The 20330-nt window shown below is 70.6% G+C and carries 21 protein-coding genes; 13 read left to right on the top strand and 8 right to left on the bottom strand.

Annotation, left to right across the window (positions count from 1 at the left end; translation table 11 throughout):
- Positions 1–105 precede the first annotated feature (105 nt).
- From rpsA to FBY35_RS26395, 4 genes are all read left to right on the top strand, one after another.
- A complete protein-coding gene (gene rpsA, locus FBY35_RS26410) occupies positions 106–1614 on the top strand; it encodes a 30S ribosomal protein S1 (RefSeq protein WP_142216466.1) in 1509 nt (502 codons plus the stop codon).
- 211 nt (positions 1615–1825) lie between these two features.
- Positions 1826–2764, top strand: a complete 939-nt coding sequence (locus tag FBY35_RS26405; RefSeq protein WP_142216465.1) for a PAC2 family protein — start codon at positions 1826–1828, stop codon at positions 2762–2764.
- A gap of 23 nt (positions 2765–2787) precedes the next feature.
- Entirely contained in the window at positions 2788–3405 is a 618-nt protein-coding gene (coaE, locus tag FBY35_RS26400; RefSeq protein ID WP_142216464.1) for a dephospho-CoA kinase, read from the top strand.
- Between the two features lie 104 nt (positions 3406–3509).
- A complete protein-coding gene (locus FBY35_RS26395) occupies positions 3510–3872 on the top strand; it encodes a tetratricopeptide repeat protein (protein WP_142216463.1) in 363 nt (120 codons plus the stop codon).
- Between the two features lie 6 nt (positions 3873–3878).
- On the opposite strand, the gene FBY35_RS26390 is transcribed toward FBY35_RS26395, so the two are convergent.
- Entirely contained in the window at positions 3879–4163 is a 285-nt protein-coding gene (locus FBY35_RS26390) for a DUF6343 family protein (protein ID WP_142218179.1), read from the bottom strand.
- 250 nt (positions 4164–4413) lie between these two features.
- On the opposite strand from FBY35_RS26390, the gene FBY35_RS26385 reads away from it, so the two are divergent.
- From FBY35_RS26385 to FBY35_RS26375, 3 genes are all read left to right on the top strand, one after another.
- Positions 4414–5439: a slipin family protein gene (locus tag FBY35_RS26385; RefSeq protein ID WP_142216462.1), complete on the top strand. Its 1026-nt coding sequence runs from the start codon at positions 4414–4416 to the stop codon at positions 5437–5439.
- Between the two features lie 120 nt (positions 5440–5559).
- A complete protein-coding gene (locus FBY35_RS26380) occupies positions 5560–8412 on the top strand; it encodes a DEAD/DEAH box helicase (RefSeq protein ID WP_260848825.1) in 2853 nt (950 codons plus the stop codon).
- Positions 8409–9671 (top strand): SWIM zinc finger family protein, encoded by a 1263-nt coding sequence (locus tag FBY35_RS26375; RefSeq protein WP_142216461.1) that lies wholly within the window; start codon positions 8409–8411, stop codon positions 9669–9671. Before FBY35_RS26380 ends, FBY35_RS26375 begins: the two co-directional genes overlap by 4 nt.
- Before the next feature lie 364 nt (positions 9672–10035).
- On the opposite strand, the gene FBY35_RS26370 is transcribed toward FBY35_RS26375, so the two are convergent.
- Positions 10036–10257: a DUF397 domain-containing protein gene (locus FBY35_RS26370; RefSeq protein WP_142216460.1), complete on the bottom strand. Its 222-nt coding sequence runs from the start codon at positions 10255–10257 to the stop codon at positions 10036–10038.
- A 200-nt stretch (positions 10258–10457) separates the two neighbouring features.
- Entirely contained in the window at positions 10458–10610 is a 153-nt protein-coding gene (locus FBY35_RS36195; RefSeq protein WP_160159320.1) for a hypothetical protein, read from the bottom strand.
- A 33-nt stretch (positions 10611–10643) separates the two neighbouring features.
- Here FBY35_RS36195 and FBY35_RS26360 point away from each other — a divergent pair, with 33 nt between their 5' ends.
- Both FBY35_RS26360 and FBY35_RS26355 read left to right on the top strand, forming a co-directional pair.
- Positions 10644–12005: an amidohydrolase gene (locus FBY35_RS26360; RefSeq protein ID WP_142216459.1), complete on the top strand. Its 1362-nt coding sequence runs from the start codon at positions 10644–10646 to the stop codon at positions 12003–12005.
- A 152-nt stretch (positions 12006–12157) separates the two neighbouring features.
- Positions 12158–12616 (top strand): chaplin, encoded by a 459-nt coding sequence (locus FBY35_RS26355; protein ID WP_186357071.1) that lies wholly within the window; start codon positions 12158–12160, stop codon positions 12614–12616.
- Between the two features lie 183 nt (positions 12617–12799).
- Here the strand turns inward: FBY35_RS26355 and FBY35_RS36190 are convergent, their stop codons facing one another.
- A complete protein-coding gene (locus tag FBY35_RS36190; RefSeq protein ID WP_160159319.1) occupies positions 12800–12958 on the bottom strand; it encodes a hypothetical protein in 159 nt (52 codons plus the stop codon).
- A 96-nt stretch (positions 12959–13054) separates the two neighbouring features.
- Between FBY35_RS36190 and FBY35_RS26350 the strand changes: the two genes are divergently transcribed.
- From FBY35_RS26350 to FBY35_RS26335, 3 genes are all read left to right on the top strand, one after another.
- The gene (locus FBY35_RS26350; protein WP_142216458.1) at positions 13055–13786 is read left to right on the top strand and encodes a hypothetical protein; all 732 of its coding nucleotides are present in this window, start codon (positions 13055–13057) and stop codon (positions 13784–13786) included.
- A gap of 485 nt (positions 13787–14271) precedes the next feature.
- A complete protein-coding gene (locus tag FBY35_RS26340) occupies positions 14272–14706 on the top strand; it encodes a cupin domain-containing protein (protein WP_142218176.1) in 435 nt (144 codons plus the stop codon).
- 3 nt (positions 14707–14709) lie between these two features.
- On the top strand, positions 14710–15345 hold the full coding sequence (locus FBY35_RS26335) for a uridine kinase (RefSeq protein ID WP_142216456.1): 636 nt from the start codon (positions 14710–14712) through the stop codon (positions 15343–15345).
- On the opposite strand, the gene FBY35_RS26330 is transcribed toward FBY35_RS26335, so the two are convergent.
- From FBY35_RS26330 to FBY35_RS26315, 4 genes are all read right to left on the bottom strand, one after another.
- Positions 15318–16250, bottom strand: a complete 933-nt coding sequence (locus tag FBY35_RS26330; RefSeq protein ID WP_142216455.1) for a carbohydrate kinase family protein — start codon at positions 16248–16250, stop codon at positions 15318–15320. The two genes, FBY35_RS26335 and FBY35_RS26330, sit on opposite strands and share 28 nt — an antisense overlap.
- Positions 16247–17149: a pseudouridine-5'-phosphate glycosidase gene (locus FBY35_RS26325; protein WP_142216454.1), complete on the bottom strand. Its 903-nt coding sequence runs from the start codon at positions 17147–17149 to the stop codon at positions 16247–16249. The genes FBY35_RS26330 and FBY35_RS26325 overlap by 4 nt, the downstream gene beginning before the upstream one ends.
- A 94-nt stretch (positions 17150–17243) precedes the next feature.
- A complete protein-coding gene (locus FBY35_RS26320) occupies positions 17244–18503 on the bottom strand; it encodes an MFS transporter (RefSeq protein WP_142216453.1) in 1260 nt (419 codons plus the stop codon).
- A 173-nt stretch (positions 18504–18676) separates the two neighbouring features.
- The gene (locus FBY35_RS26315; RefSeq protein ID WP_142216452.1) at positions 18677–19207 is read right to left on the bottom strand and encodes a methylated-DNA--[protein]-cysteine S-methyltransferase; all 531 of its coding nucleotides are present in this window, start codon (positions 19205–19207) and stop codon (positions 18677–18679) included.
- Positions 19208–19430: 223 nt separating this feature from the next.
- Here FBY35_RS26315 and FBY35_RS26310 point away from each other — a divergent pair, with 223 nt between their 5' ends.
- On the top strand, positions 19431–20315 hold the full coding sequence (locus FBY35_RS26310; RefSeq protein ID WP_142216451.1) for an MHYT domain-containing protein: 885 nt from the start codon (positions 19431–19433) through the stop codon (positions 20313–20315).
- Positions 20316–20330: the final 15 nt, after the last annotated feature.

Below are 20330 nucleotides of genomic sequence, written 5' to 3'. Positions count from 1 at the left end.
TTCCGGAGAGGCGCTTCCCAGGCTGTCCGGCTTCTGCAGCTGCGATACGGGCTCTCGGCGTAGCAGTACCTACGACTCACTGTCCGTACCGGAGCCCTTTCCCACATGACGAGCAGCACCGAGACCACCGCCACCACTCCGCAGGTAGCGGTCAACGACATCGGTAACGAGGAAGCTTTCCTCGCCGCGATCGACGAGACGATCAAGTACTTCAACGACGGCGACATCGTCGACGGCGTCATCGTGAAGGTCGACCGGGACGAGGTCCTGCTCGACATCGGTTACAAGACCGAAGGTGTCATCCCGAGCCGCGAGCTCTCGATCAAGCACGACGTCGACCCGAACGAGGTCGTCAAGGTCGGCGACGAGATCGAGGCCCTGGTTCTCCAGAAGGAGGACAAGGAAGGCCGCCTGATCCTCTCGAAGAAGCGTGCCCAGTACGAGCGCGCCTGGGGCACCATCGAGAAGATCAAGGAAGAGGACGGCATCGTCACCGGCACCGTCATCGAGGTCGTCAAGGGTGGTCTCATCCTCGACATCGGCCTCCGTGGCTTCCTGCCGGCATCTCTCGTCGAGATGCGCCGTGTCCGCGACCTCCAGCCCTACGTGGGCAAGGAGCTCGAGGCGAAGATCATCGAGCTGGACAAGAACCGCAACAACGTGGTCCTGTCCCGCCGTGCCTGGCTGGAGCAGACCCAGTCCGAGGTTCGCCAGACGTTCCTCACGACCCTGCAGAAGGGTCAGGTCCGCTCCGGCGTCGTCTCCTCGATCGTCAACTTCGGTGCCTTCGTGGACCTGGGTGGCGTCGACGGTCTCGTCCACGTCTCCGAGCTCTCCTGGAAGCACATCGACCACCCCTCCGAGGTTGTCGAGGTCGGCCAGGAAGTCACCGTCGAGGTCCTCGACGTCGACATGGACCGCGAGCGCGTCTCCCTGTCGCTCAAGGCGACGCAGGAAGACCCGTGGCAGCAGTTCGCCCGGACCCACCAGATCGGTCAGGTCGTCCCGGGTAAGGTCACCAAGCTCGTTCCGTTCGGTGCGTTCGTGCGCGTCGACGAGGGCATCGAGGGCCTGGTCCACATCTCCGAGCTGGCCGAGCGCCACGTGGAGATCCCGGAGCAGGTCGTCCAGGTCAACGACGAGATCTTCGTCAAGGTCATCGACATCGACCTCGAGCGCCGTCGCATCAGCCTCTCGCTGAAGCAGGCCAACGAGTCCTTCGGTGCCGACCCGGCCTCGGTCGAGTTCGACCCGACGCTGTACGGCATGGCCGCGTCGTACGACGACCAGGGGAACTACATCTACCCCGAGGGCTTCGACCCGGAGACCAACGACTGGCTGGCGGGCTTCGAGACCCAGCGCGAGGCGTGGGAGACCCAGTACGCCGAGGCGCAGACCCGCTTCGAGCAGCACCAGGCCCAGGTCATCAAGTCCCGCGAGGCCGACGAGGCCGCTGCCGCCGAGGGCGCTGCAGCCCCGGCGCCGGGTGCGGGTGCCGGTGCGGGTGTCACGGGTGGTTCGTACTCCTCGGAGTCGGACGACAACTCCGGCGCCCTGGCGTCGGACGAGGCCCTGGCTGCCCTGCGCGAGAAGCTGGCCGGTGGCCAGAGCTGACGCTCTGCCCCAGCTGGTGACCAGCTGAAAGTAAGGCCCGCTCCCTCTGGGGAGCGGGCCTTACTGCGTGAGGACGTGACCGCCCGGGACCGAAGTGAGCCTGACCGGCGATGTGTTCGGCGATGTCCGGCGACGTGTTCGTCGCGTGAGGTGGGAATGCCCGTCCGTCACCGGGCGTTCTTGTCTACGAACACGAGGAGGAGCGGTAACCGTGCTTGATCCGCAGGGTTTGTACGAATGGGAGCCGAAGGGCCTCGCCGTCGTCGACATGGCGCTGGCGCAGGAGTCAGCCGGCCTTGTCATGCTGTACCACTTCGAGGGATACATCGACGCGGGAGAAACCGGCGAGCAGATCGTCGACAACCTGCTGGACACACTGCCGCACCAGGTGGTCGCCCGCTTTGATCACGACAGGCTGGTGGACTACCGGGCCCGCCGCCCGCTGCTGACCTTCCGGCGCGACCGATGGAGTGCGTACGAGACCCCGAGCCTGGAGGTCAGGCTCGTCCAAGACGCCACGGGCGCACCGTTCCTGCTGCTGTCCGGACCCGAGCCGGACGTCGAGTGGGAGCGCTTTGCCGCGGCCGTCGGACAGATCGTCGAGCGGCTCGGAGTGCGGCTCGCGGTAAACTTCCACGGCATCCCCATGGGCGTCCCGCACACCCGCCCCGTCGGCCTCACCCCGCACGGCAACCGCACGGACCTGATGCCGGGCCACCGCAGCCCCTTCGACGAAGCCCAGGTGCCGGGCAGCGCGGAGTCGCTGGTCGAGTACCGCCTGATGGAGTCCGGCCGCGACGTTCTCGGTGTGGCGGCCCATGTGCCGCACTATGTCGCCCGCTCCTCCTACCCGGACGCCGCGCTGACCGCCCTGGAGGCGATCACGGCTGCCACGGGCCTCGTGCTGCCGGGCGTCGCGCATTCGCTGCGTACCGAAGCGCACCGCACCCAGACGGAGATCGACCGACAGATCGGTGAGGGCGACGAGGAAATGGTGGCCCTGGTCCAGGGCCTTGAGAACCAGTACGACGCGATGGCGGGCGCGGAGACCAGGGGCAGTCTGGTCGCGGAGCCCGTGGACCTGCCGTCCGCCGACGAGCTCGGCCGTGAATTCGAACGCTTCCTCGCCGAGCGGGAGGGCGACGCGTAGAGCGCTCGCGTAGGCTGCGGGCCATGCTGAAGGTGGGCCTGACCGGCGGGATCGGTGCCGGCAAGAGTGAAGTTTCGCGTCTCCTCGAGTCGTACGGAGCCGTGCTGATCGACGCCGACAAGATCGCTCGCGAGGTGGTGGAGCCGGGGACGCCCGGGCTCGCGGCCGTCGTCGAGGCCTTCGGCCCGGAAATTCTCGACCCGAAGGGCGCGCTGGACCGGCCGAAGCTCGGCTCCGTCGTCTTCGCCGACGCCGATCGCCTGGCGACGCTCAACGCGATCGTCCACCCGCTGGTGGGGGCCCGCTCGATGGAGCTGGAGACGGCGGCCGCGCCGGACGCGGTCGTTGTGCATGACGTACCGCTGCTCACCGAGAACAAGCTGTCACCGCTGTACGACCTGGTGGTCGTGGTCGACGCCGCACCCGGGACACAGCTGGACCGGCTGGTGCGGCTGCGAGGGATGGCGGAGTCCGAGGCGCGTGCGCGGATGGCCGCGCAGGCCACGCGCGAGCAGCGCCTGGCCGTCGCCGATCTGGTCATCGACAACGACGGGCCGCTGGAGCAGCTGGAACCGCAGGTGCGGAAGGTCTGGGCGGAACTGACGGAGCGGGCCGAAGCCTCCGGGCAGGGCTCCCGCTAGGCATCCTCAAACCGGGCGCGGGGCGGGCGCGGGGCAGGATTCTGATCGGAATACCGCTCCCGGAGGCGGTGTTGGAACCCGGCAGTGAGGGGAAGGATGCGACCGTGCCCAAGAGCAATCCGGAGACGCACGTCATCGACTACCGCGCGGCAGAGCAGTTGCTCGCCGCGAGGGATCCGCGTGGCGCCGTGAAACTGCTGGACTCGGTGATCGCGGCCCACCCCGAGAACACGGCGGCCCGGCTGCTGCGCGCCCGCGCCTTCTTCGCAGCCGCCCAACTGCGCCCGGCCGAACTCGAGTTCGAGCTGGTCCTGGAGCGCGAGCCGGACAACGCCTTCGCCCACTTCGCGCTTGCGCGCACCTTCGAGCGAGCGGGCCGTCCCGAGCAAGCCACGCGCCACTTCCGACTGGCGGCAGCGCTCGACCCGAAGCCGGAGTATCTGAAGGCGGCACGTTTCGACGGGTGACAGACCCTAGCGCTGCGGCCGCGGGCGGCGGGGGTTGCCGTGGTCCGGTTCGTAGGGCGGGATGTCGCGGCCCGGCTGCCAGTGCGGGCCCTGGTGGATGTGGTGCAGGACCAGGGCCAGGTCGACCGCGGTGATCAGCAGCAGTACGCCACAGGCAGCGGCCCAGCCGGGGTGGTCCGAGAGGGTGAAGAGCGCCGTGCCCCCGGCGGCCCAGATCAGACCCCATACACTCAGCCAGAATCGCAGCCGCAGGGGACTGCGCGCAGTCGTCGGTTCACTCCCAGTGCGCATCGTCATCGCATCTCCTACTTGCCAGGATGCACCCGCGTCGAGCCCGCCGGGCAAGCTGCCGCCTCGTCGCCCTCGTCCGCAAGCGCATCCAGGCCGAATCCCGGCTCGCGAAAGGCCGCACTCTCTCAGGGGGTGCGGCCTTCCTCCGTTGCCGGGGCGCCCGGCTGCTGAGGGCTAGAGGCTCGACCCAGGGGGTATACCGGGCATACCGTAGTAATAAGGCCCGGCTCGGACGGCAGGGGGTGCCCCGATGGTCGAAGAGCTGGTGGTTGCGGGCGTAGCGGCGGCGTCCTGCGTCGCGGTGTACGCCATGGCGGCCGCCAAGGTGATCAAGCAGTACGAACGGGGCGTGGTTCTCCGCCTCGGCCGGCTGCGGAGCCAGGTGCGCCCCCCGGGATTCACCATGATTGTTCCGATCGTGGACCGGCTTCACAAGGTCAACATGCAGATCGTGACGATGCCGGTGCCCGCGCAGGACGGCATCACCAGGGACAACGTGACGGTGCGCGTCGACGCGGTGATCTACTTCAAGGTCGTGGACGCCGCGGACGCGGTGGTGCAGGTGGAGGACTACCGTTTCGCGGTCTCGCAGATGGCGCAGACCTCGCTGCGGTCGATCATCGGCAAGAGCGATCTGGACGATCTGCTGTCGAACCGCGAAAAGCTCAACCAGGGGCTGGAGTTGATGATCGACAGTCCGGCCATGGGGTGGGGTGTGCAGATCGACCGGGTGGAGATCAAGGACGTGTCCCTGCCCGAGGCCATGAAGCGCTCGATGGCGCGGCAGGCCGAGGCGGACCGTGAGCGGCGGGCGAGGGTCATCAACGCCGACGCGGAGCTGCAGGCGTCCAAGAAGCTGGCCGAGGCGGCCGGAGTGATGTCCAAGCAGCCCGCGGCCCTTCAACTCCGGCTGTTGCAGACCGTGGTGGCCGTCGCGGCGGAGAAGAACTCCACGCTGGTGCTGCCGTTCCCGGTGGAGCTGTTGCGCTTCCTCGAACGGGCCCAGCAGCCCGGGCAGGAACGGCCCGCGGCCCAGCAGCCCGCGCAGGTGAGCCAGTGGGAGCAGGAACAGCCGCCTGCCGTCGAAGCGGGGTCCGGCGAGCCTTCGTCCGGCGAGCTTTCGTCGGCGGAGTTCTCGTCGGGTGAAGTCGAGGCGGGGCCGGCCGAGCCGCCGGCCGTGGAGTCGGGAGCCGAGAAGGTGCCCGAGGCGCAGACGGATCCCGGAACCACTGCGGATCCACCGCCCGCCGAGCTGCCGCTGCCGCCCGCTGCCTGACCGCGGCGGGTTCGGCGCAGGCGTTGTCGGAGTCGTTGTCAGACCCCCGCCGTAAGGTCGTAGATCAGTGCTTCGGTACGTGGGTGCCGTCGCCGACGACCTGCGGGAGGGAGGTGACCCATGACATCCGGCATGCCCAGTCCGCATCCGTATCGCGAGGAGACGCTGCGTACCTGCGCCGCGCTCTTCCTGCCTGCCGGGCTGCCGCGCGAGGGGCGGGTTGCCTTCTGGGACCCCGGGGGCGACCGGCTTCAGGACGCGACCGACGAGCTCGCCGTCGTACGTCGCGACGGCACGGACATCCGCAGCGGCCCTGTCCCCGCCGTGCTGCTGCCCGTCGGCGAGGCTCTGCCGCTGCTCACCCGCGCCCGCCACGACCCGGCCGCACACCCCGCCGCCGCCTGCTGGGGCGCGGCCGCCCTGCACGCCCTTCACCTGGCGGCGCGCGGCAGGCTGCTGCCCGGACTGACCGCGACCGATCATGACGCCTGGCGCGCGGGACCCCTGGACGCGGACGACATCGCCCAGCTGCGGGCGATTGCCGCCGCCATGCCGTACGAAGCGCATGCGGCCCCCGTCGCCGGGCCGAATCCGCCGCGGCTGCACGAGCCGGAGGCGCTGGTGCGGTTCTTCTTCGACGCGGTGGCCGACACCTTGCCGCGCACACCGGCCGCCGCGTACGCCGCGGGGGCACCGTTCGCGGCCGTGGCCCCGCAGCATCTGCCCGGGGCGCGGGAGTGGGCGGCCGAGGCCGCCGCGGGCATGGACGCGGGCGTACGGGTCTCGCTCCGCCTCGACCTGTCCGCGTTCGACCTCTTCGACACGGCGGACGCGCCGGTCACGGCAGACGGGTCAGAGGACGGGGCGCAGGAGGACGCCCGGCGCAACGCCGGTGCGGCCCTCGTGCAGGTGCACAGCCTCGCCGACCCGACACTCGTCATCGACGCCGCCCGGCTGTGGGCGGGCGACGGGGACGAGAACTTCGGGCCGCGCGCCCGGATCGACGCGGTGCTGGCGCTGCGCCGCGCCGCCCGGGTCTGGCTGCCGCTCGCCCGCCTGCTGGAGCGGGCCGTGCCCGATGTGCTGCCACTGAGCGAGGACGAGCTGTACGAACTGCTCGGGCCTGGAGCGGCGCGGCTGGCCGCGGCCGGGGTGGCCGTGCACTGGCCCAAGGAGCTGGCGCGTACGCTCTCGGCCGCCGCGGTGGTGCGCCCGGTGCCCGGCTCGGCGACCGACGGCACATCGTTCTTCGACAGCGAGGAACTCCTCAAGTTCAACTGGCAGCTGGCACTCGACGGCGATCCGCTGACCGAGCGTGAGATGGACGCACTGGCCGAGGCGCACCGCCCGATCGTGCGGCTGCGGGACCAGTGGGTGGTGGTCGACCCCGATCTCGTACGCAAGGCGCGCAAGCGGGAGCTCGGGCTGCTCCAGCCCGTCGACGCGCTGGCCGTGGCACTGACCGGCACCGCCGACGTGGACGGCGAGACAGTGGAGGCGGTGCCGACGGGCGCGCTGGCGAGCCTGCGCGACCGGCTCGTCGCGGCCTCGGCCCCCGTCGAACCCCCCGCGGGGCTCGCCGCCACCCTGCGCGACTACCAGCTGCGCGGTCTGGCCTGGCTGGACCTGATGACCTCGCTCGGGCTCGGTGGCTGTCTCGCGGACGACATGGGTCTCGGCAAGACGGTCACACTGATCGCCCTTCATCTCCACCGCGATCGCAAGGCCCCCACGCTGGTCGTCTGCCCGGCCTCGCTGCTCGGCAACTGGCAGCGGGAGATCGAGCGCTTCGCCCCCGGCGTTTCCGTGCGTCGTTTCCACGGCGCCGACCGCACCCTTACCGGGCTGGACGGGGGCTTCGTCCTCACCACGTACGGCACGATGCGCACGAGCGCGGAGCAACTGGCCGCGCACGCCTGGTCGATGGTCGTCGCCGACGAGGCGCAGCACGTCAAGAACCCGTTCTCCGCGACGGCCAAGGCTCTGCGCACGATCCCGGCCCCCGCCAGGGTCGCCCTCACCGGCACGCCCGTGGAGAACAACCTCTCCGAGCTGTGGGCCCTGCTGGACTGGACGACTCCGGGGCTGCTCGGCCCGCTCAAGGCCTTTCGCTCGCGCCACGCACGCCTGGTGGAGAACGGCGAGGACGACGACGCGGTAGAGCGGCTGTCCCGGCTGGTCCGCCCCTTCCTCCTGCGCCGCAAGAAATCCGATCCGGGCATCGTGCCCGAGCTGCCGCCGAAGACCGAGTCCGAGCATCCCGTCGCGCTCACCCGCGAGCAGGCTTCCCTGTACGAGGCGGTCGTACGGGAGGCGATGGCGGCGATCGAGGGCGCGGAGGGGATCGCCCGGCGCGGCCTGGTGATGAAGCTGCTCACCGGCCTCAAGCAGATCTGCAACCACCCCGTGCAGTTCCTCAAGGAAGACAGCGGCAGACTGACGGGCCGCTCCGGAAAACTCGCCCTCCTCGACGAACTCGTCGAGACGATCCTGTCCGAGGACGGCTCGGTTCTGGTCTTCACCCAGTACGTCTCGATGGCCCGCATCCTGTCGGCGCACTTGACCTCCCGGGCAATCCCCTCCCAACTCCTGCACGGCGGCACGCCGGTGGCCGAGCGCGAGCGCATGGTGGACCGCTTCCAGTCCGGCGAGATTCCGGTCTTCATCCTGTCCCTCAAGGCGGCGGGCACGGGACTGAATCTGACCCGGGCGGGCCATGTCATCCACTTCGACCGCTGGTGGAATCCGGCCGTCGAGGAGCAGGCGACGGACCGGGCCTACCGCATCGGCCAGACACAGCCCGTCCAGGTACACCGGCTGATCGCGGAGGGCACCGTGGAGGACCGCATCGCCGACATGCTCGCGTCCAAGCGTGCCCTGGCCGACGCGGTCCTCGGCTCCGGGGAGGCTGCGCTGACCGAGCTGACCGACCGTGAGCTGGCGGACCTCGTCTCGCTCCGGAGGCAGTCATGACACCGCGCAACCCGGCCCGGTTCGCCGACTCCCGCCGCGAGGACCGCCGCAGGACGTTCCCCGCCCTTCAGCCCCTCGACGGCCAGGAGTTCGCGTCCAGTTGGTGGGGCAACGCCTGGGTGGAGGCGCTGGAGGACACGGCCCTGGACCGCGCCCGCCTCGTCCGGGGCCGTGCGTATGCCGGCCGGGGTCATGTCGACGCGATCACGGTCACCCCCGGCCGGGTCATGGCATACGTCCACGGCAGCAGACCGCGCCCGTACCGCACGGAGATCCGCCTGCGCACGCTCACCGACGAGGACTGGGACGACTTCCTGGCGGCAGCGGCGTCACGGCCCGACCACATCGCTGCGCTGCTCGACAAGGATGTGCCGCACGCCCTTGCGACGGTGGCGGATCTGCTGCCCACGCCCGGCGACCTGATTCCCGACTGCTCCTGCCCGGACGACGGTTACCCCTGCAAGCACGCGGCCGCGCTCTGCTATCAGACGGCAAGGCTGCTCGACAACGACCCGTTCGTGCTCTTCCTGATGCGGGGCCGTGGCGAACGCGAAATCCTCGCGGACCTCTCCCATCGCAACGCCACCCGCTCCGCGGCCGAACGCAGCGGAGCGGCCACTGGTACCGCCGTGCCGACGGTCCCGGCGAGCGAGGCCTTCGCTTCTCGCCCGCTCCCGCCCCTGCCGCCGCCGTTCGCCCCGCCCGCCCACCCTGGCCGCCCCCCGGCCTACCCGCACACACCGGGCGCGCCCGACCCCCTTGCCCTGGACCTTCTTGCCACCGAGGCGGCCGCCCGGGCCCACAGTCTCCTCACCACTGGCACCGACCCCGTCGCACAGCTCACCCAGTGGCAGGACGCGGTCCGTCTGGCCGCCGCCCACCCCGGTTCAGGTCTGACCGCCTCGACCCGCGCGCTCTACCGGGAGCTCGCCGCGGCCACCGATCACACTCCCACCGACCTGGCCCGCGCGGTGGCTGCCTGGCGGCAGGGCGGGCTCGCGGCCCTCGCCGTACTCGAAGAGCCCTGGGACCCACCGGCGGGCCCCTTCGACCGCGCCCGCCCCGCCCTGATCGCGGCGGACTTCCCGCACTTCCGCCCCTGGCGCAACCATCTGTCCACCGGCTCGCTCCAGCTCCGCTTCGGCCGCGACGGCGTCTGGTACGGCTATGAGTCCGACCCGGACCGCGAGGACTGGTGGCCGCGCGGCACCCCGGACGCCGACCCGGTGGGGGCACTGACCGCACTGCTCGACAGGTGAACGACCCGGCTCACGAGCCGGGAGGGCGTTGCCCATTGAGCCACTCGCAATCCGCTCGACGGCGCGGGCTCATGCCTGCCACGCTTCACGCCATGCGTACCAAGCGACGGGGACGCTTCGCGGCGGCAGACCTCTAGCTCGGCCAACCCGGAAGTACCGGCGGGCGGGCAGAGGTCTGACCATGTCCCGCACTGTCCACCACGTCCCCCTCAAACACCGCGCCACGAGCTGTGGTTCACCTGCCCCGACCCGTCACCGTCACAGCTGCATCTGGGACGGCTAGATCAGCCTGATGATGCCTCAGGCTCCGGCTGGTTCGTCCCACGGCGCGACAGTCGGCGGCCTGACGGGTTTGCGGCGGGCGTCAGTTGTCAGCTGACGCGAGTTCCGTCGTGTAGGTGATGAAGCCGCTCCAGGCGGTGGGGGAGAGGGCAAGTTGGGGGCCGGCGGTGTGCTTGGAGTCCCGGACGTGGACGGTGCCGGGGGTGGAGGCGACCTCGACGCACTCGGGGCCGTCGCTGGTGCTGTAGCTGCTCTTGAACCACGCCAGCCCGGCGACACTCTCGACAGAGGGCTTGCTGATCATGTCTCTCCCAGCACTTTCTCGATGAATGCCAGCGACTCCCGTGGCGTGAGAGCCTGCGCCCGGATGATCCCATACCGCGCCTCAAGGACACGGACCTCTCTGCGTTCTGCGGTCACGCGGTTGAACAATGCTGCCTCCGAGTGCGCGACTTTGTGGCCATTCTTCGATCGCCCTGGGCGTCGGCGTCGGGGCCCGGCGGGTCACAGGCCCTCCGTCCAGCTGACCAGCGCCTCGACGGCGTCGTTGGAGTCCCGCCACTGGCCGCGGCCGTCCTGGCCGCGATTCCAACTTCGGCCGGATACCACCCACAAGAGCGGCGCGACGAGGCCCGGCGACCCGGATTCGGCCGACACACTGAGGACTCCAGACGTCAGAGGGAGGACCAGATGGTTACCGCGGACGCCGGCCGGCCCGCCGATCTTGTGATCGAGGGGTGCATCGCTCTCGTACACGGCGAGCAGGGCGAGATCGATTTCGTCGAGGACGCGGCCGTCGTCGTCCGGGGCACGGTCATCGGGGCCGTCACCTCCGCGCGGGCCGCCGCCGAGGTCCCCGCCGTCGAGCGCATCGACGGCCGTGGACAGCTCGCCATGCCCGGGCTCATCAACTGCCACACCCACTCGCCGATGGTCGCCCTGCGCGGAATTGCCGAGGACATGCCGGTGGAGGAGTGGTTCAACGACTGGATCTGGCCCATCGAGTCCAACCTCACCGACCGGGTCGTCGGACTGGGGGCGCGGCTCGCCTGCGCGGAGATGATCAGGGGCGGGGTGACGGCCTTCGCCGATCACTACTTCTCGATGGACAAGGTCGCCGCAGCGGTGGAGGACAGCGGGCTGCGTGCCAGTCTCGGCTGGGCGTACTTCTCCAGCCAGGGAGCCGAGGGGCGGGAGAGGTCGCTCGACTTCGCGCTGCGGATGCGGGGCGCGGCCGACGGGCGGATCACCACGTCACTGGCTCCCCATGCGCCGTACACCGTCGACGACGACGATCTCGAAGCCACCGCCGTGCTCGCGCGCGAGCACGGGCTGCTGGTGCACATCCATGCCGCCGAGAACAGGGCGCAGACCGAGAACAGCCTTGCGCGGTGCGGGCGTACGCCCGTCGAGGTTCTGGAACGGGCCGGGCTGCTGGACGTGGATGTGCTCATCGCACACGGAACGGGGATCACCGAGAAGGACCTGTCGCTGCTGCGGCGGGCCGACGGGCGGATCGCGGTCGCCTGCGCGCCCAAGGGGTATCTCAAGTTCGCGTGGGACACGACGCCGATCCGGGCTCTCGCGTCCGCCGGGATTCCCGTCGGGCTCGCCACGGACGGGGCCGCGTCGAACAACACCCTCGATGTGTGGGAGAGCATGGCGCTCACCGCGCTGGTGCAGAAGTCCGTCGAGGGTGACCCGGCCTGGCTGACCGCCCGGCAGGCGCTCGACCACGCGACGACGCAGAGCGCGCGGGCCATCGGACTCGGAGAACAGATCGGCGCGCTCGCGCCCGGGCGGCGGGCGGATCTGATCCTGGTGGACCTCAGCGGCCCGCACACGCAGCCACTGCACAACATCGCAGCGACCGTGGTGCACAGCGCGCGTTCCGGTGACGTACGGACCACGGTCGTCGACGGGCGTGTGCTGATGCGGGACCGGCGGCTGCTGACGGTCGATGTGCCGGCGATCGCGGCCGAACTCACCGAGCAACTCCCCGCGTTGACCGAACGCCGCAAGGGCCGGCGTGTCCAGGACTACAAGAGCTGAGGAGTGTCCGTGTCGGCGCCACGCAGATTGGTTCGATAAGCAGCACACTCGATGGAGTGAAGGAACGATGAGCCAATAACCCGAATGGCCTCATGGACGTTGGTGCGGGTGCGGGTGAGCGCCCGCGAACTTCTCCTGAAGGCAGGGAACCCATGAGGCAGGTTCACCGAAAGGGTCTGGCCACCGTGCTGCTCACGGGTGGCGCGCTCGCCATGGCCGGGTACGCGCACGCCGACTCCAACGCGGACGGCGGTGCGGCTCGTTCGCCCGGCCTGCTGTCCGGCAACGCGGTGCAGGTGCCCTTGCACGTCCCGGTCAACGTCTGCGGGAACACCGTCAATGTCGTCGGAGCGCGCAACCCGGCCACCGGGAACTCCTGCGCCAACGCCCCCGGCAAGCCGCCTGTCCCGGCTCGCCCGCGGCCCGCCACGCCGCCGAAGCCCGCTGCGCCCCACACCTCAACGCCGACTCCCGAGACACCCGCAGCCCCGGTGGGCCTCGCCGAGACCGGCGCCGGAGAGGGGGTCGCTCTCGTCGCGCCCGCGGGTGCCGCCTTGCTGCTCGGCGGCGTCGTCATTTACCGCCGCGCCCGGTCCGCCCACAACCGTTAGGCCCTGTCCGGCCGATCCTGCCGCGCTCGCGATGGCGGTGTGCCTCGCGGACCGTTCGGCGACTTCCGTAGAAGCTTTGCGCGCCTTCGGTTCAGCGTGGCCGCAGCCCGTCGAAGAGCACCTCGAAGATCCGCTCCCGGGGCTCCGGATCTCGGACAGCGTCTCTCGGGCCTGCTCCGAACGCTATGAGCGGTCCGACGCGCTGTAGGCGGAGATCCGCTCCTGCCGCAGCTGTTCGGCGCGGCTGAGGGCGGCGGTGCGATCGGCCGTCTGGCGCTGGAAGAAATGGGTGGCGACCGATCCCAGCAGCGTGCCGATGACCGCGATGACGGCTGTCTCCATGGTGCGTACTCCCCGAAGGACATGAGCCGGTGACAGAGCTGTGGGATCTGAATAATCGTTCGAGTGTGTGTGGGGCGTCTTGATAGCTTGATCGACGTGGCGAAACTCAATCAGATCATCGCAGTCGAGAAAGGCGTCAAGTCCAAGGCGCACCAGGACCTGACGGCCGCCCATCACGGGCTCCAGAAGCCTGCGCTGCTGGCCGGAATCTCGCGTACGTACCAGCCCAAGGACGAGGAGGGTGAGCAGCTTCCGCCCGAGTCCACACGGGTGCAGGTCAAGGCCGAGGACGTGCTGCGCGAGACCGCGAAGACGCTCACCCGGCTGTTCGACGTGACCGCCACGAAGGACTGGGCCAACTGTGCGGCGCGTGCCGATGTGACCGTGGACGGGCGCGTCCTGGTGAGCGATGTGCCGGTCGCGTACCTCCTCTTCCTGGAGAAGCAGCTCACGGACATCACCACCTTTGTGCGCAAGCTCCCGGTGCTCGACGCCTCGGAGTCGTGGACGCTGGACCCGTCGACGGATGACTGGAAGACGGAGGCGGTGCGCACGCTCCGCACGAAGAAGGTGCCGCGCAACCATGTGAAGGCCGAGGCAACCGAGAAGCACCCGGCGCAGGTCGAGGTGTACTACGAGGACATACCCGTCGGTTACTGGACGACGGTGAAGTTCTCCGGAGCGCTGCCGGCCCGGCGGGTGAACGAGCTGCTCGAGCGGGTGGAGAAGCTTCAGCAGGCCGTGAAGTTCGCCCGCGAGGAGGCCAACGGTACGGAGGTCGCCGACCAGCGGGTGGGTGACGCCGTGTTCGGCTACCTGTTCGGGTAGCCTCAATGACTCCCCGTCCGCCTGTGCGCGGGCGGGGTGCGCGAGGAGCGCAAGCTGAAACTGAAGCTTGTCGTGACTGCGCGGTTCCAGTGGAGGTTCGAGGCCTCCCCGCGGCATTTTCCGTAACGGCGGGCCGCGGTAGCCCAACTCGGCAGAGGCAGACCGCGATCAATCTCAGACTATTGCTCCAGACTCAGCATTCGCCGCCGATCGCCGGATCGACCGGGCCCAGGCCCCGGTGCGTCGAAATGCCGGTTCAAGTCCGGCCCGCGCAGCTCGATGCGCGGTGGTCCAAAGGCAGGACGCGGCGACATGATGACTGACCTGGGTTCTCAAGCGTGCCGGCGTGCCACATGGGCGGCATCACAGGGCTCGGGGGCCGGCTACGCCCCCGGGCCCGCTCTCGTTTCGGGTACGTTGGGGCCGTTTTGGCGATGTCGCTGACTGGAGACTCCATGGGCTTCAAGGACAGAACACGCACGGCGATGGTCCTGGTCGGGTGCCTCGCGGCGCTCGCGACGGTGCCGTCCGCGGCGAACGCGACGCCCGGCAGCGGCGTTTCGGGCACGATCCTCGCGCAGGGCGTCTCGGAAGGGACCCTCAAGCTGAAAGCCAGAGGGAAGACGGACGTGGTCGTACGGACGATCACCATCGCCCCGGGCGGCTCCACCGGCTGGCACACGCATGCCGGGCAGCTCCTCGCCGTCGTCAAGTCCGGGACGCTGACCCGGACTCTGGACGACTGCTCGGTCGAGGTCACGCCCGCCGGCACGGCCTTCATCGAACCCTCCGGGCGGCGGCACCGGCACATCGGGCGCAACCTGGGCAGCGAGCCCGTCGTGCTGTACGTGACCTATCTGCTGCCCACGGGCAGCCCGTTGTCGAATGACGCGGACGCGCCGCCGTGCGCCGGTAAGTAGGCCATGAGATTCGAGGCGATCACCTGGGAACGGCTGGCAGAGGCCATCGTCGACAAGGCCATGGGGGTCACCGAGCACGGCGGCTCCCGGCTGCGGATCGCCATCGACGGGGCGCCCGCCGCGGGGACCGGGGAGCTTGCCGCACGCCTTGGGGAGGCGCTGCGGGTGCGCGGGCGCAGCGTTCTCGTCGTCGGGACTGAAGGGTTCCTGCGGCCCGCCTCGCTGCGGTTCGAGTACGGGCGCGAAGACCCCGAGACCTACTACAGCGGCTGGTACGACACCGGGGCGCTGTGGCGGGAGGTCTTCGGGCCGCTGGAGGCGGACGGCAGCGGGCGGGTGCTGCCCGATCTGTGGGACCCCGTGACCGATCGGGCCACCCGCAGTGCGCACACCGAACTCCCTCCCGGCGGTGTGCTGTTGCTGCACGGCCCCTTCCTGCTCGGGCACTGGTTCCCCTTCGACTTGAGCGTGCATCTGCGGCTGTCGCCGGCGGCGCTGCGGCGGCGTACGCGGGAGAGCGAGCGCTGGACCCTGCCCGCCTTCGAGCGGTACGAGGACGAGGTGGGCCCCGCGGACGTCGCCGATGTGCTCGTACGGGCCGATGATCCGCGTCACCCCGCATGGGGCGGCCTGCGCTGATCCGGCCGGCCGCCGGTCAGTGCCACCGCGTCCGCGCCCGCCCGGCAACCCTCGGCCGCGGCCGTCGCCGCGTCCGCGCCGGCGAGCCGTGCGGCGAGGAACGCGCCCGTGAAGGCGTCGCCTGCGCCGGTCGAGTCCACCGCTTGTGCCGGGACGGCCGGGACATGGGCCGTGACCGTGCCCGACTCCGCGACCAGGGCGCCGTCGGCGCCCAGAGTCACGACCGTGAGCGGGACATGGCGGCTCAGCTTGGCGGCGGCGTCGGCCGCCTCCGGCAGGCCGGTCAGCAGACGGGCCTCGTCGGCGTTGGGAACGAGGACGTCCGCGCCCCTGAGCGCCGCCAGCATCCGGTCCACGCCCAGCTTCGCGATGAAGCCCGCCGATGCCGGGTCGACGCTCACCGGAATGCCGCGTGCCCGCGCCGACTCCAGGGCGAGCAGGGCCAGTTGGCGGCTGGAGTCGGCGAAGACGAGATAGCCGGACAGATGCAGGTGTCCGACCCCGTCCAGCAGCGACGGCGACCAGTCGGCGGGGGACAGGCGCAGGACCGCGCCGCTGTCGGTGAGAAAAGTCCGCTCGGCGGTCGCGTCGACAAGGGCGATGACCGTGGCCGTCGGGGCCTCGGCGTCCGGGACGATGAGCGGCCGTACGCCCGCGGCCCGCAGTCGCGCGTCGTGCCAGCCCGCCTCCTCCTGGCCGACCCGGGCCAGCAGCCGAACGTCCCGGCAGCCCCAATGCGCCGCCCAACAGGCCACGTTGGCCCCCGCGCCGCCCGGCAGGATACGGATCGCGGCCGCCGTGTCCGTACCGTGCGCGAGCGGCACCCGATGCCGGGCCACCACATCGGTGACCACATCGCCGATGACGATCAGGGCACCCCCGCTCGCGGCTCCGGGGAGCGTCACAGCGCCGCCGCGATCCGCGCCGCCAGCCGCACATTCCCGCGCACCGCCGCCACATTCGCCTCCAGCGAGGCACCTTCCGTGCGCCGCATCAGATAGTCGAGCAGGAACGGCGTCACGGCCTGGCCCCCGATGCCGCGCTCCCGGCACTCGTCAAGGGCCTCGGCCAGCACCCGGTCGTGCAGCGCCGGATCCAGCTGCTCAGTCCGAGGGACCGGATTGGCGACGATCAGCGCGGTGTCCGGACCGCCGAGCGCGTCCCCGGCCCGGATCACCTCGGCCACCTCCTGCGGTGTGCCGACGGTCCAGTCGACGGGCTGTCCGGAGGAGGTCAGATAGAAGCCGGGAAACTCCCGCGTGCCGTATCCGAGAATCCCGACGCCCAGCGTCTCCAGCCGCTGCAGCGTCGCGGGCACGTCGAGCACCGACTTCACGCCCGCGCACACCACCGCGATCCGGGTCCCCGCGAGCAGCCGCAGATCCGCCGACTCGTCCTGCGTCTCGGTCCACTCGCGGTGCACGCCGCCCAGGCCGCCGGTCGCGAAGACCCGGATCCCGGCCCGCGCCGCGAGGAACGCCGTCGCCGAGACGGTCGTCGCCCCGCTCACCCCCGCGGCCAGCGCCGGCGCAAGATCCCGGTGCCCGAGCTTGCGTACGTCCTCGTCTCCCGCGACACGCTCCAACTGCCGCTTGTCCAGGCCGATATGGACTGTGCCGTCCAGCACGGCGACTGTCGCTGGGACGGCGCCCTCGGAGCGTACGAGCCCCTCCAGCTCCTCGGCGACGGCCAGATTGCGCGGATGCGGCAGCCCGTGCGCGATGATCGTCGACTCCAGGGCCACGACGGGCCGGTGCGCGGCGAGCGCTTCCTGTACTTCCTCGGTCACTTCGGTCAGCAGCATGTCCCATCCCTGGCACAGGAGTGCGGCGCCCAAACCCGCGCCCGGGAACCTGGAGCAGATCCCGGCAGTGCCTGCACCTCGCTGCACACCTCGGTCATCTGAGCGCCCTGCGTACGGCCAGAGCCGCCATCGGCAGGAGCAGGCAGGCGCCGACAACGTTCAGCCAGCCGTAGCTCGCCTGCGCGACGATCAGCCCGGCCGCCGCGCCGCCGATCCCCGCCGAGGTGTTCATGGTCAGGTCGGACAGGCCCTGCACGGCGGCGCGGGCAGGCTGCGGAACCGAATCGGTGAGCAGCGTGGAGCCGGACACCAGGCCGGCCGACCAGCCCAGGCCGAGAACGAAGAGGCCGGCGGCCGTCTGCCCGTGGCTTGCCCCCGCCGTGCCGGCGAGAAGTGCGGCCAAGGAGATCAGCCCGGCCGCCAGACCGATGACGGCGAGTCTGCCGATACGGTCCGCCAGCCAGCCCATGACCGGCGAGAACGCGTACATGCCCGCGATATGGCCGCTGATCACCAGGCCGATCAGCTCGATGCCCGCGCCGTGGTGGCTGAGCGCCACCGGGGTCATCGACATGATCGACACCATCGCGGTGTGCGAGGCGGCGACGGTGACCAGCGCGAGCTGCGCCATCGGCGATTCGCGCACAGCACGCATCCCCGCCCTCAGCGAACGCCCCTCGGGGGAGCGGTCTGCCGGGGCAAGCGCCCGTGCCGTCAGCAGCGGATCCGGGCGCAGCAGGACAAGCACCAGAACCGCTGAGGCGAGGAACACCCCGGCCGCCCAGACGAAGGGGCCCGCGGCAGCCGGTATGCCGAGCCCGGAGACGCTGCGGCCCGCGGGCGCGGCGATATTGGGGCCGAGCACCGCGCCGATCGTGGTCGCCCACACGACGTTGGAGATGGCCCGGCCACGCCGCTCGGGCTCGGCCAGGTCGGCGGCGGCGAAGCGCGCCTGAAGATTCGCCGACGAACCGGCGCCGAAGACGGCCATGCCGAGGAGCAGCAGCGGAAAGTTGTCGGCGACAGCGGCCAGCACGACCACGCCCGCGCCCAACGCGCCCAGCACATACGCCAGTACCAGCCCCGGCCGGCGCCCGCGGGCCGTCATCAGCGCGGCCAGCGGCATGGACAGCAGCGCGGTCCCGGCCACGGTCGCCGTCGGCGCGAGACCGGACAGCGCCTCGGTGCCGCTCACCTGCTGCGCCAGCACCGTGGCCAGAGCGATGCCGGTCGCGACGCCGAGCCCGCCCAGAATCTGGCTGGCTATGAGCACGGCGGTGATACGCCGTCGCAGTGCGGGCAGGTCGTCCGCCGTCACCGGTGCGGGGGCCGCGGTCTTGTCGAGCGCCGTCACCGCGCCCGCCCGGGCTCGGCAGAGTGAGCGAAAATATCCGATTCTTCGGATATATCGGGTGCGTCAGAGCTGGTGGTCACTGGCGCAGTGTGCCAGCCCGTACGCACGTGCGAAACCGCGTCCCCCGGGTCTCTCCCGGCCGCCGGTCAGAACGGTGGCTACAGAAAAGGCGCTCAGAACAGCGGCTCGGGAAGTACACCCTCCAGCGCCAGCAGCTTCCGCTTGGTCTCCAGTCCACCCCCGAAGCCGCCGAGCCCTCCGTCCGTTTCCACCACCCGGTGGCACGGCACCACGACCGGCAGCGGATTGGACCCCATCGCCGCGCCCACCGCCTGCGCCGCGCCCGGCTCGCCCACCCGGGCCGCCAGGTCTCCGTACCCGACGACCGTGCCGTAGGGCACGCCCTTGGCCAGCTCCCGCAGTACCTGCCGGTTGAAGCCGCCGGACAGCGACCAGTCCAGCGGCAGGTCGAACTCCCGCAGCCCGCCGTCGAAATACGCCTCGAGCTGACGTATCGGCTCGGCCAGCAGGCCCGTCGCGTCCTCGGCCGGCTCGGCGGCCAGCCGCTCCGCAAGCCGCGCGAGCGCTCTGTCCCGTACCGCCGGGTCCGCATGGAAGACCACGCTCACCAGACCCTCTCCGGTCGCGGCGAGCAGCAGCGGTCCGATGTTCGTGTTCACGACGGCCCACTCGAAGCTCTTCATGCCGACACCGTACGACCGGCCACTGACAACGCCGGTCCGGTCCGGTATCCGCACGCCGCCGGAACCTGAACGGATCCACCCAGAACGCATCGAGGGGCAGTTTCCGTGTCGACAAATCTCTGTTCAAATATTTGCTAACCGTCGCGAGAGCCCTACTCTCGCCCCCGGACCGGACGTTCCGTCAGGGATCGCGGGGATCACAAGGAGCGAAGGGCGTAACCGCATGCAGGGGACTGTCGACGGATTCAGCTACGGCCTCGTCACGCCCGTGGCGGCCTACCTCATGGCATGCCTCGGCGGGGCCCTCGGCCTGCGCTGCACCACCAGATCCGTCCGCAACGGGCGCTCTTTCAAGCCGGGCTGGCTCGCCCTGGGCGCCACTGCGATCGGCTCGGGCATCTGGACGATGCACTTCGTCGCGATGATGGGCTTCACCGTCGCCGAGGCGCCCATCAGCTATGACAGAACGACGACGTTCGCCAGCCTCGCCGTCGCGATCGTGATGGTGGGCATAGGGATCTTCATCGTGGGCTACCGCGGCGCCACCCCGATGGCGCTGGTCACCGGCGGCACGATCACCGGCCTCGGGGTGGCCACCATGCACTACCTCGGTATGGCGGGTATGCGACTCGACGGTCAGCTCGAGTACGACACCCTGACCGTCGCCCTCTCCGTGGTGATCGCGGTCGTCGCCGCCACCTCAGCCCTGTGGGCGGCCGTGTCGATTCATGGCTTCCTGGCGAGCCTCGGCGCCAGCCTCGTGATGGGTGTCGCCGTGAGCGGCATGCACTACACGGGGATGGCGGCGGTCAGCGTCCACCTGCACGCGGCAGCCGGCCCCTCAGGCGGCGGCGAGGCGGCCGCCGCGCTGCTCGCGCCCCTGCTCGTCGGCCCGGTCGTCTTCCTGCTCCTCGCCGGAGTGGTGGTGATGTTCGACCCGCTGCTGGTGATGGGTGAGCCGGACTGGCGGTCCCTCGATGCGGCCGCCCTGCGCCCCGGAGTGCCCGCCCAGCGCACGAGGGCTGCGAGCGGGCAGCCCACGAGCTGGGCCGCCGACCGTTCCGCGCGCCGGGAGCTCCTGCGCTCCCGCGACCGATGGCCCCGGTGACCTGCTGAGCGCCTG

Origin of the sequence: Streptomyces sp. SLBN-118, from assembly GCF_006715635.1 — a bacterium.
In the GTDB taxonomy this organism is placed as follows: domain Bacteria; phylum Actinomycetota; class Actinomycetes; order Streptomycetales; family Streptomycetaceae; genus Streptomyces.
This window is presented reverse-complemented; position numbering and strand designations above follow the sequence as displayed.

Excerpts from the sequence above, each read along its gene's own strand:
- rpsA (WP_142216466.1), top strand. The coding sequence starts at position 106 with ATGACGAGCAGCACCGAGACCACCGCCACCACTCCGCAGGTAGCGGTC.
- coaE (WP_142216464.1), top strand. The coding sequence starts at position 2,788 with ATGCTGAAGGTGGGCCTGACCGGCGGGATCGGTGCCGGCAAGAGTGAA.
- FBY35_RS26390 (WP_142218179.1), bottom strand. The coding sequence starts at position 4,163 with ATGCGCACTGGGAGTGAACCGACGACTGCGCGCAGTCCCCTGCGGCTG.
- FBY35_RS26385 (WP_142216462.1), top strand. The coding sequence starts at position 4,414 with ATGGTCGAAGAGCTGGTGGTTGCGGGCGTAGCGGCGGCGTCCTGCGTC.
- FBY35_RS26380 (WP_260848825.1), top strand. The coding sequence starts at position 5,560 with ATGACATCCGGCATGCCCAGTCCGCATCCGTATCGCGAGGAGACGCTG.
- FBY35_RS26375 (WP_142216461.1), top strand. The coding sequence starts at position 8,409 with ATGACACCGCGCAACCCGGCCCGGTTCGCCGACTCCCGCCGCGAGGAC.
- FBY35_RS26370 (WP_142216460.1), bottom strand. The coding sequence starts at position 10,257 with ATGATCAGCAAGCCCTCTGTCGAGAGTGTCGCCGGGCTGGCGTGGTTC.
- FBY35_RS26360 (WP_142216459.1), top strand. The coding sequence starts at position 10,644 with ATGGTTACCGCGGACGCCGGCCGGCCCGCCGATCTTGTGATCGAGGGG.
- FBY35_RS26355 (WP_186357071.1), top strand. The coding sequence starts at position 12,158 with ATGAGGCAGGTTCACCGAAAGGGTCTGGCCACCGTGCTGCTCACGGGT.
- FBY35_RS36190 (WP_160159319.1), bottom strand. The coding sequence starts at position 12,958 with ATGGAGACAGCCGTCATCGCGGTCATCGGCACGCTGCTGGGATCGGTC.
- FBY35_RS26340 (WP_142218176.1), top strand. The coding sequence starts at position 14,272 with ATGGTCCTGGTCGGGTGCCTCGCGGCGCTCGCGACGGTGCCGTCCGCG.
- FBY35_RS26335 (WP_142216456.1), top strand. The coding sequence starts at position 14,710 with ATGAGATTCGAGGCGATCACCTGGGAACGGCTGGCAGAGGCCATCGTC.
- FBY35_RS26325 (WP_142216454.1), bottom strand. The coding sequence starts at position 17,149 with ATGCTGCTGACCGAAGTGACCGAGGAAGTACAGGAAGCGCTCGCCGCG.
- FBY35_RS26315 (WP_142216452.1), bottom strand. The coding sequence starts at position 19,207 with ATGAAGAGCTTCGAGTGGGCCGTCGTGAACACGAACATCGGACCGCTG.
- FBY35_RS26310 (WP_142216451.1), top strand. The coding sequence starts at position 19,431 with ATGCAGGGGACTGTCGACGGATTCAGCTACGGCCTCGTCACGCCCGTG.